Genomic DNA, 12090 nt, shown 5'->3' with positions numbered 1-12090 from the left:
AACGCGCCGAAATTGCCGGATCCCGGGAACGGAGACGCATCATGGCCGCAGCCGCGGAGCTGGACCGCATCGATCGCGAGATCCTCCGCCTGCTGATGCAGGACGCCGCCCGCTCGCTGGCGGAGATCGCGCAGGAAGTCGGCCTCACCCCCACCCCCTGCTGGAAGCGCATCAAGCGCATGGAGGAGCAGGGCGTCATCACCGGCCGCGTCGCGCTGGTCGATCCCGCCCGCGTCGGCCTGCCGATCTCGGTCTTCGTCGCGGTCGAGACCGGCGACCACTCCGCCGACTGGATCGCCCGCTTCGCCCAGGCGGTGGAGAGCCTGCCGGAGATCGTCGAATGCTGGCGCCTCGGCGGCGACGTGGATTACCTGCTGCGCGTGGTGGTGCCGGACATGGCCGGCTATGACGGCTTCTACCGCCGCTTCGTCGCCGCCGTGCCGGCGCTGCGCAAGGTCACCGGCCGCTTCGCGATGGAACGCGTGAAGGGCACCACCGCGCTGCCGATCTGACGAAGGCGGATTCAAGCCCGGCCGGCGGTTCCGCCCGCCCCGCATGAGGTCTAGAACCGAAGCCCCATGCCAGACCCACGCGCCCGCCCCATCCGCATCGCCCCCTCCCTGCTCGCGGCCGATTTCGCGCGGCTGGGCGAGGAGCTGCGCGCCATCGAGGCCGCCGGCGCGGATTGGCTGCACCTCGACATCATGGACGGGCATTTCGTGCCCAACATCTCCTTCGGCCCGGGGCTGGTGAAGGCCCTGCGGAAGCACGCCGCCATCCCCTTCGACGTGCACCTGATGATCGCCCCGGCCGACCCCTACCTCGCGGCCTTCGCCGAGGCCGGGGCCGACCTGATCAGCCTGCACCCGGAGGCCGGGCCGCATCTGCACCGCTCCCTGCAGACCATCCGCGCGCTCGGCAAGAAGGCCGGCGTGGTGCTCAACCCCGGCACGCCGCTCGCGGCGGTGGAGACGGTACTCGACCTCTGCGACCTGGTGCTGGTGATGTCGGTCAACCCCGGCTTCGGCGGGCAATCCTTCATCCGCAGCCAGCTGGCGAAGATCGCCGCGCTGCGCGCGATGATCGAAGGCACCGGGCGGGACATCGCGCTGCAGGTGGATGGCGGCGTCACGGCGGAGACCGCGCGGGATTGCATCGAAGCTGGCGCGGATGTGCTCGTTGCCGGGACGGCGGTGTTCGGCGCGCGCGACTATGCTGCGGCGATCGCGGGCTTGCGGGGGGGCACATAACCGATGGAAGGGATCCTGCGCGGCGCCCGCCGCATCCTCGCCAACCTCAAGCCGATCAAGGTGCCGGACGGGCCTTCGCGTGCCTTCCGCGACCTCTGGCCCGGCGATGCCGCCCGCGGTGCGAGGCTGCTGCGCGGCGAGTTCGAGGTGATGGGCACCGTCCGCCCGCTGCGCCCGGCCGAGGCCGATGGCGCGCAGGATTGGGGCCCCGCCGGCGGCACCCCCGCCTGGCGCGCGGCGGCGCATGGCTTCGCCTGGCTGCGCGACCTCCGCGCGCTCGGCACCGATGCCGCAAGGCTGCGCGGCCGGGCGCTGACCGCCGACTGGCTCCGCCTCAACCACGACGCGCTGGCCGAGGCGCCGGAAGTGGCGGCGGCGCGCATCTCGGCCTGGCTCGGCCATTGGGATTTCCTCGCCGCCACCGCCGAGGACGGGCTGCGCCGGCAGCTGATGCAGCGCATGGCGCAGGATGCGCGCGGCGTGGTCGCCGGCCTGCCGGCCGAGGCCGCGCATCGCGGCGCGCTGGTGGCGCTGAAGGGCGGCATGGCGGCCGCCGTGGCGCTGGAGGAGGAGACCTGGCTCGCCCGCTGCGTGCGCTTCCTGCCGGCCGAGCTGGAACGCCAGTTCCACCCCGATGGCGGCCATGTCGAGCGGAGCCCGACGCAGCTGCTGGCGGCCATCCAGGACCTGGTGGAGATCCGCAACCTGCTGCACGGCACGGGGGTGGAGGCGCCGCCGCAGCTCGCCGCCGCGCTGGACCGCGCGGCGCCGGCGCTGCGGCTGCTGCGCCATGCCGATGGCGGGCTCGCGCTGTTCAACGGCACGCGCGAGGAGCCGGCGGCGATGCTCGACCTGGTGCTGACCCAGGCGCAATCGCGAGGCCGCGCCCCGGCGGCGCTGCCCGACACCGGCTTCCACCGCCTGGCCGCCGGCCGCACGCTGGTGCTGGTGGAGTGCGGCGCGCCGCCCTCCGCGCGGCGGGATGCTGCGCCGGGCGGCCTGCCGCGCGGCGCGGACCGCTTCGCCCATGCCGGCACGCTGAGCTTCGAGATGTCGATCGGGCGCGACCGGCTGATCGTGAACTGCGGTGCCGCGCCGGCCGCGGAGGGCGAGTGGCGCGATGCGATGCGCGCCACCGCCGCCCATTCCACCCTGGTGCTGGCCGACACCAACTCCTCCGAACTGCGCCCGGAGGGCCTCGGCCGCCGCATCGAGGACGTGGAGGCCGACCGGCAGGAATCGAATGGCGCGCAATGGCTGGAATGCGCCCATGATGGCTGGCTGCGCCAGTTCGGCATGCGGCATCGGCGGCGGCTGTATCTCTCGGAATCCGGCGACGATCTGCGCGGCGAGGATCTGCTGGAGGCCGAGCGGGAAGTGCCGGTGCCGGGCTTCGCGGTGCGCTTCCACCTGCATCCCGCGGTGGTCGCCAGCCTGCAGCAGGACGAGGCCGGCGTGCTGCTGCGGCTGCCGTCGGGCGTCGGCTGGCGGTTGCGCGGGAAGGGCGCGCGCGTGGCGATCGAGGAGAGCATCTACCTCGCCGCCGAGCCGCGCCGCAGCCAGCAGGTGGCGCTGCACGCGGAAGCCGGTGCCAACAGCGTGCAATGGGCGATCAGCCGCGTGAGCATGCAGGGGCCGGGGGCGGGCGAGACGGCGGAATGACAAGCTGCCGGGCCGCGGAGTGGTCCCGCGCGCATGGCAACCGCTCCGCCTTGTGCGACAGCGCGTAGGCGCGCAAGCCAAGGCCGCGGAGCGGCCGCCCGGCGCCTGAGGGCATCATGAAAATCCTCGAAGTCGTGAACGTGGACTTCTCGCTGGTCCACTTCCTGGTGCCGCTGATGCGCGCGCTGCGCGAGCGCGGCCATGAGGTGGTCGGCGCCTGCGCCGAGGGCCCGCTGCTTGCCGCCCCGCGCGCGGAAGGTTTCCGCATCGAAGCCGTGCCGATGGCGCGCAGCCTGAACCCCGTCGCCCAGGCCCGCGCACTGATCGCGCTGGTGGCGCTGATGCGCCGCGAGAAACCCGATCTCGTCCACGCCCACATGCCGATCAGCGGCTTGCTGGCACGCCTCGCCGCGCGGATCGCCGGCGTGCCGCGCGTCGCCTATACCTGCCACGGCTTCCTGTTCAACCAGCCCGGCCCGTGGTGGCGGCGCAGGCTCTCGCTGGCGATGGAGCGTCTCGGCGGGCGGCTCACCGACGTGCTGCTCACCGTCAGCGAGGAGGAGGCCGGCGATGCGCGCCGCCTCGGCATCCATCGCAATCCGGTGCCGGTGCTGAACGGGCGCGACCCCGCGCGCTTCCGCCCCGACCCCGCCGCGCGTGCGGCGCTGCGTGCGGAGCTCGGCGCAAGCGAGGGCGATTGCGTCGTCATCGCCGTCTCCCGCCTGGTGCGCCACAAGGGCCATCCCGAACTGCTCGACGCGATGCGCGCGGCGCCCGCGAATTGCGTGCTCTGGGTGGTCGGCGAGCGGCTGCCGACGGACCATGGCGAGGACCTCGAGCCGCATTTCGCCCGCGCCGCGCAGGCGCTGGGGCGGCGCGTGGTGCGGCTCGGCTACCGCGAGGACGTGTCGCGCCTGCTCGCCGCGGCGGATGTCTTCTGCCTGCCCTCCCATTTCGAGGGGCTGCCGATGTCGGTGATCGAGGCGATGCTCACCGGCCTGCCGGTGGTCGCCACCGACGTGCGCGGCCCGCGGGAGCAGGTGGTGGAGGGGGAAACCGGGCTGCTGGTGCCACCGATGCAGGTGCCGCCGCTGGCCGCGGCGCTCTCGCGCCTGGCCGGTGACGCGGCGCTGCGGGCGCGCATGGGCGCCGCCGGTCGCGCGCGGGCGCTGGAGCGCTTCGCCGAGGCGAAGGTCGTCGCGCGCACCATCGACCTCCTCGGGGTGTGAGCGCGCCGCGCTTGAAGCGGCGAGGCGCGCCACCCAAGCTCGTGCGACGTGCGGCGGGGGCCTGCCGCGACCACCCCGACCCGGCTTCCCGCCAATCCGCACAGGCGGAGGGAGGCGACCCATGGGCAGCGAACCCCGGACCGGCGGCGACCTGAAGGGCCAGGTCACCCGCAGCGCGGCCGAGATCTACGATGGCTTCTTCGTGCCGGCGCTGTTCCGGCAATGGGCCCCGCGGATGGCGGAGGCCGCCCGCCTCGCGCCGGGGGAGCGCGTGCTGGACATCGCCTGCGGCACCGGCGTCCTGGCGCGGGAGGCCGCCCTGCGGGTGGCGCCCGGCGGCGCGGTGGTCGGCCTCGACCGCAATGTGGACATGCTGGCGGTGGCGGAGCGCCGCGCGCCGGAGCTCGAATGGCGGCTCGGCCGGGCGGAGGCGCTGCCCTTCGCCGATGCAAGCTTCGACGCGGCGGTCGGGCAGTTCGGCCTGATGTTCTTCGAGGACCGCATCGCCGCGCTGCGCGAGCAGTGGCGCGTGCTGAAGCCCGGCGGGCGGCTGGCCGTCGCGGTCTGGGGCGCTTTGGAGCAGTCCCCCGGCTACGCCGCCATGGCCGCCCTGCTGCGCGACCTGTTCGGCCCCCGCATCGCGAACGAGCTGCGCGCGCCTTTCGCGCTCGGCGACGCGGCGGCGCTGCGCGCGCTGTTCGACCAGGCCGGCATTCCCGGCGTCGAGATTGAAAGCGTGGCGGGCGAGGCGCGCTTCCCCTCGATCCAGGCCTGGGTGGAGACCGACGTGAAGGGCTGGACGCTGGCCGAGCTGCTCGACGAGGCGCAATACGCGACATTGCTGCGCGAGGCGGAACAGCGGCTTGCCGGCTTCGTGCAGCCGGGAACCGGCCAGGTAGCGTTCGGCATTCCGGCGATCCTCGCCACCGCGACCCGCCCTGCATAGCGGCGCGGCGCCGGGCGCGCTGGACGCCGCCTGCATGGAGTGGCAGGAGCGGCTTCCACCGGCCGCCTGCCGCCGCAGCAGTCTCCGAGATCGCCATGACCGACCGCATCCCCGTCCGCCGTGCGCTGCTCTCCGTCTCCGACAAGGCGGGCATCGTCGAGTTCGCCCGTTTCCTGGCAGCGCAAGGGGCGGAGATCCTCTCCACCGGCGGCACCGCCGCCGCGATCCGCGCCGCGGGCATCCCGGTGAAGGACGTGTCCGAGCACACCGGCTTCCCCGAGATCCTGGATGGCCGCGTCAAGACGCTGGTGCCGCAGGTGCATGGCGGGCTGCTCGGCCGGCGCGACCTGCCGGAGCATCTCGCGCAGATGCAGAGCCACGCCATCGCGCCGATCGACCTGGTGGCGGTGAACCTCTACCCCTTCGAGGCGACCGTCGCGAAGGGCGCGGCGTTCGACGACTGCATCGAGAACATCGACATCGGCGGCCCGGCGATGATCCGCAGCGCTGCGAAGAACCATGCGAGCGTCGTCGTCGTGACCGAGCCCGAGCAGCTGGCCGAGGTGCGCGCGGAGATGGAGGCCGGCGGCACAACGCTCGCGCTGCGCCGCCGCTTGGCGCAGGCCGCCTATGCCCGCACGGCGGCCTATGACGCCGCGATCTCCGGCTGGTTCGCGCAGCAGAATGGCGAGACCTTCCCGCAGCGCCTGTCGGTAGCGGGCCTGCTGCGCCAGTCGCTGCGCTACGGCGAGAACCCGCACCAGGAGGCGGCCTTCTATACCGACGGCACCGCGCGCCCGGGCCTGGCGACCGCGAAGCAGGTGCAGGGGAAGGAGCTGTCCTACAACAACCTGAACGACACCGACGCCGCCTTCGAATGCGTCGTCGAGTTCGACCGGCCCGCCATCGTCATCGTCAAGCACGCCAACCCCTGCGGGGTGGCGGAAGCCGATGATCTCTCCGCCGCCTGGGACCTCGCGCTGCGCTGCGACCCGGTCTCGGCCTTCGGCGGCATCGTCGCGGCGAACCGGACGCTGGACGCCGCCGCCGCCGAGCGGATCGCGGCGATCTTCACCGAGGTCGTCGTCGCGCCGGATGCGGACGAGGGCGCGAAGGCGGTCTTCGCGAAGAAGAAGAACCTGCGCCTGCTGCTGACCGGTTCCATGCCCGATCCGGCGGCGCCGGGGTTGCTGGTGAAGTCCGTCGCCGGCGGCTTCCTGGCGCAGACGCGCGATACCGGCAGCGTGACGGAACGGATGCTGCGCACCGTGACGCAGCGCGCGCCGACGGCGGCGGAGCTTGCCGACCTGCTCTTCGCCTTCCGCGTCTGCAAGCATGTGAAGTCCAACGCCATCGTCTATGCCAAGGGCCGCGCCACCGCCGGCATCGGCGCCGGGCAGATGAACCGGCTGGAATCCGCGCGCATCGCCGCCTGGAAGGCGGAGGCCGCGGGCAAGGCGGCGGGCCTGCCCGAAAGCCTGGCGAAAGGCAGCGTCGTCGCCTCCGACGCCTTCTTCCCCTTCGCCGACGGCCTCGAGGCCGCCGCCGCGGCGGGCGTCACGGCGGTGATCCAGCCCGGCGGCTCGATCCGCGACAACGAGGTGATCGCCGCCGCCGACAAGGCCGGGCTGGCCATGGTGTTGACGGGCATGCGGCATTTCAGACATTAACGCGCCGTCATCTTACCCGCCGGGGCACCATGCAGAGACTGATCGACGGCTATCGCCGGTTCCGCGCCGAGACCTGGCCGCAGCAGCGCGCGCAGTTCGAGGCGCTGGCTGCAGAGGGCCAGAAGCCACACACCATGGTCATCGCCTGTTCCGACAGCCGCGTTGATCCCGGCTCCATCTTCGCCGCCGCGCCGGGCGAGCTGTTCGTCGTGCGCAACGTGGCGAACCTGGTGCCGCCCTACGCGCCCGACGCCGCCTATCACGGCACCAGCGCGGCGCTGGAATTCGGCGTGCGCGTGCTCGGTGTCTCGCGCATCCTGGTGATGGGCCATGCGCTGTGCGGCGGCGTGCGCGCGCTGCTGGAAGGCGCGCCGCCGGAGGCACAGGATTTCGTCGTCGGCTGGATGCGCATCGCCGCGGAGGCACGCAGCAAGGTGCTGGCCTGCGAGGGGGTGGAGGACCGGCAGGAACTCGGCGAGCTGGAGGCGGTGCGCCTCTCCCTCGCCAACCTGATGACCTTCCCCTGGGTGGCCGAGGCGGTGCGGTCGGGCCGGCTGGAGCTGCGCGGCGCGCATTTCGGCGTCGCGACCGGCCGGTTGCTGCTGCTGGACACGGCGACGGGCGACTTCGCGCCGGCCTGATCCGTGGCAGACTCCCGGCGCGACTCGGGAACCCGAATGTGCCGGATTGGCTGCCGCCCGCGCTGATCGCCCTCGCCGTGCTGCTGGCGGGGCTGCTGCTGCTCGCCGCGCAGCGGGGCCGCCATGGCGATGCGCTGGCTCGCCTCTCCGCCACGATCGAGGCGCTGGCCGCCGCGCAGGAGCGCCTCGCCGCCCGCACCGAGGACCGGCTGCGCGAGCAGGAGCGCACGCTGGCAACCCGGCTCGACGCCGCCGCCGAACGCACGCAGGAGACGGCGGGCGCCATCCAGCAGCGCCTGGCGGTGATCGACGCCGCGCGGGCCAACCTGGAAGCGCTGGGCGGACAGGTGACGTCGCTCGCCGCCGTGCTCGGCAACAAGCAGGCGCGCGGCGCACTCGGCGAGGTGCAGCTGCGCGCGCTGGTGGCGGACCGCCTGCCCGCCGGCGGCTTCGCCTGGCAGCACACGCTCTCCAACGGCACGCGCTGCGACTGCCTGCTGCTGCTGCCCTTCCCGCCCGGGCCGATCGCGGTGGACAGCAAGTTCCCGCTGGAGGCCTGGGCCGCCTGGCAGGACGCCGCGACGCCCGGCACCCGCGAGCTCGCCCGCAAGCGCTTCGCCAACGACGTGCGCCGGCATGTCGGCGACATCGCGGGGAAGTACATCCTCCCCGGCGAGACGGCGGAGGGCGCGCTGATGTTCCTGCCCTCCGAGGCGGTGCATGCGGCGCTGCATGCGGAACTCGCCGACCTGGTGGCGGAGGCGGCGCGGCGCGGCGTGCACATCGTCGGCCCCTCCACGCTCTGGGCGGTGCTCAACACCATGCGCGGCCTGCTGCGTGACGCACGCCTGCAATCGGAGGCGCGACGGATCCGCGCCGAGGTGGAGAAGCTGGCGGAGGAGACCTCGCGGCTGGAACGCCGCGTCGCCGCGCTGCGCGGGCACCACGCCGCGATGGCGCAGGACATGCGCGAGATCGAGACCAGCGCCGGCAAGATCGCCGCGCGCGGCGAGGCGATCCGCGCCCTCGACATCCCCGACGACCCGCCGCTGAAGGCTGCCGAGTGAGCGCGCTGCAACTGCAATCGGGCTTCGGCCTGCTGGCGCTCTGTGCGCTCGCCTGGGCGCTCGGCGGATTCCGTCGGGGCATCTCCTGGCGCGTCGTCGCGGCGGGGCTCGGGCTGCAATTGCTTACCGCCGCGCTGCTGCTGCATCTGCCCATGCTGCGCGGGGTGTTCGCGGTGTTCGGCGATGCGGTGAACGCACTGGCGGCGGCGACGCGGCAGGGCACGTCGCTGGTGTTCGGCTATCTCGGCGCGCCGCTGCCCTTCGACGAGAAGGTGCCGGGCTCGAGCTTCATCCTGTTCTTCCAGGCGCTGCCGCTGGTGCTGGTGGTCGGCGCGCTCTCCGCCCTGCTGTATCACTGGCGCGTGCTGCCCTTCCTGGTCGGGCTGATGTCGCGCCTGCTGAAGCGCGCCTTCGGCGTGGACGGCGCCACCGGCTTCGCCACGGCGGCGAACGTCTTCGTCGGCATGGTGGAGGCGCCGCTGCTGGTGCGTCCCTGGCTCGCGGGCCTGTCGCGCAGCGGGCTGTTCGTGGTGATGACGGCAGGGCTGGCCACGATCAGCGGCAACACGCTGGTAGTCTATGCACTGTTCATCGCGCCGGTCGTGCCGGATGCGGCGGGGCAGTTGCTCACCGCCAGCCTCGTCTCGGCGCCGGCCGCCGTGCTGGTCGCGCTGCTGATGATCCCGCCCGCACGCGAGGATGTGGTGCTTGCGTCCGAGCCCGAGGCGCCGCGCATCTACGACGGCGCGATGGAGGCACTGGTGCGCGGGACCATGGACGGGCTGCAATTGCTGCTCGGCATCATGGCGATGCTGATCGTCTTCGTGGCGCTGGTGGCGCTGGTGAACATGGCGGTGGAGCCGCTCACCGGCCTGACGCTGCAGCGCCTTGCCGCCTTCGTCTTCTGGCCCGTCGCCTTCGCCATGGGCGTGCCGGCGGAGCAGGCGATGACGGTGGCGGGCTCGCTTGGCACCAAGCTCGTGGTGAACGAGTTCGTGGCGTACCTGGAATTGGGAATGTCGGGCGGGCTGGGGCTCGACGTCCGTTCGCGGCTGATCCTGACCTATGCGCTGTGCGGCTTCTCCAACCTCGGCTCGGTCGGGATCATGCTGGGCGGGATGGTGGCGATGTGCCCGGAGCGACGGGCGGATATCGTGAAGCTCGGCCTGCCGGCGCTGGTGAGCGGGACCATCGCCTGCTGCATGACGGGCGCGGTGGTCGGGCTGTTGACCGCGCCGTGAAGGACGTTCTGCTTAACTGCTTGACGGAGAGCGAGCAGCTCGTTTGGAGCGGGCAGCCAAATCCGCGCCGGACCGGCGCAGCGTTCCTCGTTCACGCGCTGTTCGGACTGGCTTGCGCAGCGTTGCCGCTTCTCGGCTCTATGCGCGGCGACACGCCGTTCGTGATTGCACTTCCCTTCGTCGCATTCGGTATGCTGTTCATGTTCCTTCCCATCATCATGAGTTGCCGTGCAGCGCGGACCGTCCTGGCGATAACGACCACGCGCGTGGTTGTCTTGCGGCAGAGGGCCGGCGGGCATGCTCTGCGGTCGGTGACCTTCCCAAATATTGCCGCACTCGAGACCCACCGCCATCCCGACGGCAGCGGAGATCTCTCCATCCGCCATCGTGAGCCGAATGAGAACGACTACGAGAGCGGCTTCTGGGAATCCATGCTTGGCATCCCGGATGTCGGCCGCGCCGAAGCTGAGATACGTCGGCATTTGTCGGGAGCCGGCCGTTGACTTGATGCCTTACAGGCGCGGCCGCGGCACTATTGACCACGCCCTAATCGCTGCCGCCCGGCAGCAGCGCCTCGGCGACCGCCGCGCGCTGCCGGCGCGGCAGGAGCTTCATGACCAGGATGAGGCCCGAGAGCAGCAGGCAGGTTCCGTTCGTCAGGATCAGCGGCCACTGCCCGAGCAGCACCCCATAGGCCAGCCAGAGCGAGAAGCCGACCACCGTGATGACATACATCCTGGTGGAAATACCGGAGGCATCGCGGGTGCGGATGATCTTCCAGGCCTGCGGGGCGAAGCTCGACACCGAGCAGAGCGTCGCGGCGGCCCCGACGAGGCTCGCGGCATCCAAGGCGGTTCTCCTCCGGCACATGCGCGGCGATGGCGCGGCCGCGCCGTGCCGGAACAGGCGGGGGCCATCGCGGTTCCGCCATGGCGCGGAATGGCCGCCGGCCGCATTTCCGCGCCGCGCCGGTCGTGACATGATGCCGTCATGCGCAGCCGCCTCCTCCAACGCAACCTCCGCGCCGATCCGCCGCTGGCCCTCAGCGGCGAGGGCATCTTCATCCGCGATTCCAACGGGAAGACCGTGATCGACGGCTCCGGCGGCGCGGCCGTCGCCTGCCTCGGGCACGGCCATCCGCGCGTACTGGCGGCGATGCGGGCGCAGGAGGAGAAGCTCTGCTACGCCCACACTGCGCTCTATTCCTGCGAAAGCGCGGAACAGCTGGCCGACCTGGTGCTGGAAGGCGAGCCGGGCGGGCTGTCCCACCTCTATCTCTGCTCCTCCGGCAGCGAGGCGACGGAAGCCGCGCTGAAGCTCGCCCGGCAGTTTCACGTGGAACACGGCCAGCCCCAGCGCAGCCGCTTCATCGCCAGGCGGCAGAGCTACCACGGCAATACCCTCGGCGCGCTGGCGGCTTCCGGCAACGCGATGCGCCGCGCGCTCTACATGCCGATCCTGGCCGACGCCTTCAGCCATGTCTCGCCCTGCTACGCCTACCGCGACCGAAGCGACGAGGAGACGGATGACGAGTACGTCGCCCGCCTCGCCGCCGAGCTGGAGGCGGAGTTCCAGCGCCTCGGCCCCCAGAACGTGGCGGCCTTCATCGCGGAGCCCGTGGTCGGCGCCACGCTCGGCTGCGTCACCGCGCTGCCCGGCTACTTCAAGGCGATGCGCGCCATCTGCGACCGGCACGGCGCGCTGCTGATCCTGGACGAGGTGATGTGCGGCATGGGCCGCACCGGCACCATGCATGCCTGGGAGCAGGAAGGCGTGGCCCCCGACATCCAGGTGGTCGCCAAGGGCCTCGGCGGCGGCTACCAGCCGATCGGCGGCATCCTCATCGCCGGCCATGTGGTAGCGGCGATCCGCGATGGTTCCGGCGCCTTCATGCATGGCCACACCTACCAGGCGCATCCCGTCGCCGCCGCCGCGGCGCTCGCCGTGCAGCGGGTGATCCGCGAGGAGAAGCTGCTGGACAACGTCACCGCCATGGGCGCGCTGCTGGAGAAGCGGCTGACCGAGCGCCTCGGCAACCATCGCCATGTCGGCGACATCCGCGGCCGCGGCCTGTTCTGGGCGGTGGAGTTCGTCACCGACCGCGCGACCAAGGCGCCCTTCGATCCCTCGCTGCAGTTGCATGAGCGGGTGAAGATGCAGGCCTATGAGCGCGGGCTGGCCTGCTACCCGATGGGCGGCACCCTTGACGGCAGGCGCGGCAACCATGTGATCCTCGCGCCGCCCTACATCGTCACCGCCGAGCAGGTGGAGACGATCGTGCACCGCTTCGGGGACGCGGTGGAGGCGGCGCTGGGCGGGCTGCCGCCCGCCTGACGAACCCAAACCCGTCCGCTGCGTTTACCTCCCTGACGCGGCAATTGCGC

General features: G+C 72.3%; 12 protein-coding genes. 11 read left to right on the top strand and 1 reads right to left on the bottom strand.

Translation table 11 applies throughout. The features are described from left to right. Positions 1-41: 41 nt before the first annotated feature. The 10 genes from ACESM1_RS02080 (at position 42) to ACESM1_RS02035 (ending at position 10209) form a co-directional block, all read left to right on the top strand. Positions 42-512 (top strand): Lrp/AsnC family transcriptional regulator, encoded by a 471-nt coding sequence (locus ACESM1_RS02080; RefSeq protein ID WP_372617253.1) that lies wholly within the window; start codon positions 42-44, stop codon positions 510-512. A gap of 66 nt (positions 513-578) precedes the next feature. Then, complete coding sequence (gene rpe, locus ACESM1_RS02075) at positions 579-1250, top strand: ribulose-phosphate 3-epimerase (protein WP_372617251.1); 672 nt, start codon at positions 579-581, stop codon at positions 1248-1250. A 3-nt stretch (positions 1251-1253) separates the two neighbouring features. Then, on the top strand, positions 1254-2912 hold the full coding sequence (locus tag ACESM1_RS02070) for a heparinase II/III family protein (protein WP_372617250.1): 1659 nt from the start codon (positions 1254-1256) through the stop codon (positions 2910-2912). A gap of 116 nt (positions 2913-3028) precedes the next feature. Beyond that, on the top strand, positions 3029-4141 hold the full coding sequence (locus ACESM1_RS02065; RefSeq protein WP_372617248.1) for a glycosyltransferase family 4 protein: 1113 nt from the start codon (positions 3029-3031) through the stop codon (positions 4139-4141). A 121-nt stretch (positions 4142-4262) separates the two neighbouring features. Further along, positions 4263-5087 (top strand): methyltransferase domain-containing protein, encoded by an 825-nt coding sequence (locus tag ACESM1_RS02060; RefSeq protein ID WP_372617246.1) that lies wholly within the window; start codon positions 4263-4265, stop codon positions 5085-5087. Positions 5088-5182: 95 nt separating this feature from the next. Continuing rightward, positions 5183-6757 (top strand): bifunctional phosphoribosylaminoimidazolecarboxamide formyltransferase/IMP cyclohydrolase, encoded by a 1575-nt coding sequence (gene purH / locus ACESM1_RS02055; protein WP_372617244.1) that lies wholly within the window; start codon positions 5183-5185, stop codon positions 6755-6757. Positions 6758-6786: 29 nt separating this feature from the next. Next, on the top strand, positions 6787-7398 hold the full coding sequence (locus tag ACESM1_RS02050; RefSeq protein ID WP_372617242.1) for a carbonic anhydrase: 612 nt from the start codon (positions 6787-6789) through the stop codon (positions 7396-7398). A gap of 38 nt (positions 7399-7436) precedes the next feature. Then, the gene (locus ACESM1_RS02045; protein ID WP_372617240.1) at positions 7437-8465 is read left to right on the top strand and encodes a DNA recombination protein RmuC; all 1029 of its coding nucleotides are present in this window, start codon (positions 7437-7439) and stop codon (positions 8463-8465) included. Further along, the gene (locus tag ACESM1_RS02040) at positions 8462-9706 is read left to right on the top strand and encodes a NupC/NupG family nucleoside CNT transporter (RefSeq protein ID WP_372617239.1); all 1245 of its coding nucleotides are present in this window, start codon (positions 8462-8464) and stop codon (positions 9704-9706) included. Before ACESM1_RS02045 ends, ACESM1_RS02040 begins: the two co-directional genes overlap by 4 nt. Continuing rightward, positions 9703-10209 carry a hypothetical protein gene (locus ACESM1_RS02035; RefSeq protein ID WP_372617237.1) on the top strand — a complete coding sequence of 169 codons (507 nt, stop codon included), beginning with the start codon at positions 9703-9705 and terminating at the stop codon, positions 10207-10209. Before ACESM1_RS02040 ends, ACESM1_RS02035 begins: the two co-directional genes overlap by 4 nt. Before the next feature lie 43 nt (positions 10210-10252). Here ACESM1_RS02035 and ACESM1_RS02030 read toward each other — a convergent pair whose 3' ends face one another. Beyond that, entirely contained in the window at positions 10253-10555 is a 303-nt protein-coding gene (locus ACESM1_RS02030; RefSeq protein ID WP_372617235.1) for a SemiSWEET family sugar transporter, read from the bottom strand. A 141-nt stretch (positions 10556-10696) separates the two neighbouring features. Between ACESM1_RS02030 and ACESM1_RS02025 the strand changes: the two genes are divergently transcribed. Next, on the top strand, positions 10697-12040 hold the full coding sequence (locus tag ACESM1_RS02025; RefSeq protein ID WP_372617233.1) for an aspartate aminotransferase family protein: 1344 nt from the start codon (positions 10697-10699) through the stop codon (positions 12038-12040). The last annotated feature ends 50 nt before the right edge of the window (positions 12041-12090 follow it).

Source organism: Falsiroseomonas sp., from assembly GCF_041690465.1.
Lineage (GTDB): Bacteria > Pseudomonadota > Alphaproteobacteria > Acetobacterales > Acetobacteraceae > Falsiroseomonas.
The sequence above is the reverse complement of the archived record's forward strand: the minus strand, read 5'-3'. Positions and strand labels throughout refer to the sequence as shown.

Bases quoted from the DNA above. Each gene is read 5' to 3' on its own strand.
- ACESM1_RS02080 (WP_372617253.1), top strand. From the start codon at position 42: ATGGCCGCAGCCGCGGAGCTGGACCGCATCGATCGCGAGATCCTCCGC.
- rpe (WP_372617251.1), top strand. From the start codon at position 579: ATGCCAGACCCACGCGCCCGCCCCATCCGCATCGCCCCCTCCCTGCTC.
- ACESM1_RS02070 (WP_372617250.1), top strand. From the start codon at position 1,254: ATGGAAGGGATCCTGCGCGGCGCCCGCCGCATCCTCGCCAACCTCAAG.
- ACESM1_RS02065 (WP_372617248.1), top strand. From the start codon at position 3,029: ATGAAAATCCTCGAAGTCGTGAACGTGGACTTCTCGCTGGTCCACTTC.
- ACESM1_RS02060 (WP_372617246.1), top strand. From the start codon at position 4,263: ATGGGCAGCGAACCCCGGACCGGCGGCGACCTGAAGGGCCAGGTCACC.
- purH (WP_372617244.1), top strand. From the start codon at position 5,183: ATGACCGACCGCATCCCCGTCCGCCGTGCGCTGCTCTCCGTCTCCGAC.
- ACESM1_RS02050 (WP_372617242.1), top strand. From the start codon at position 6,787: ATGCAGAGACTGATCGACGGCTATCGCCGGTTCCGCGCCGAGACCTGG.
- ACESM1_RS02025 (WP_372617233.1), top strand. From the start codon at position 10,697: ATGCGCAGCCGCCTCCTCCAACGCAACCTCCGCGCCGATCCGCCGCTG.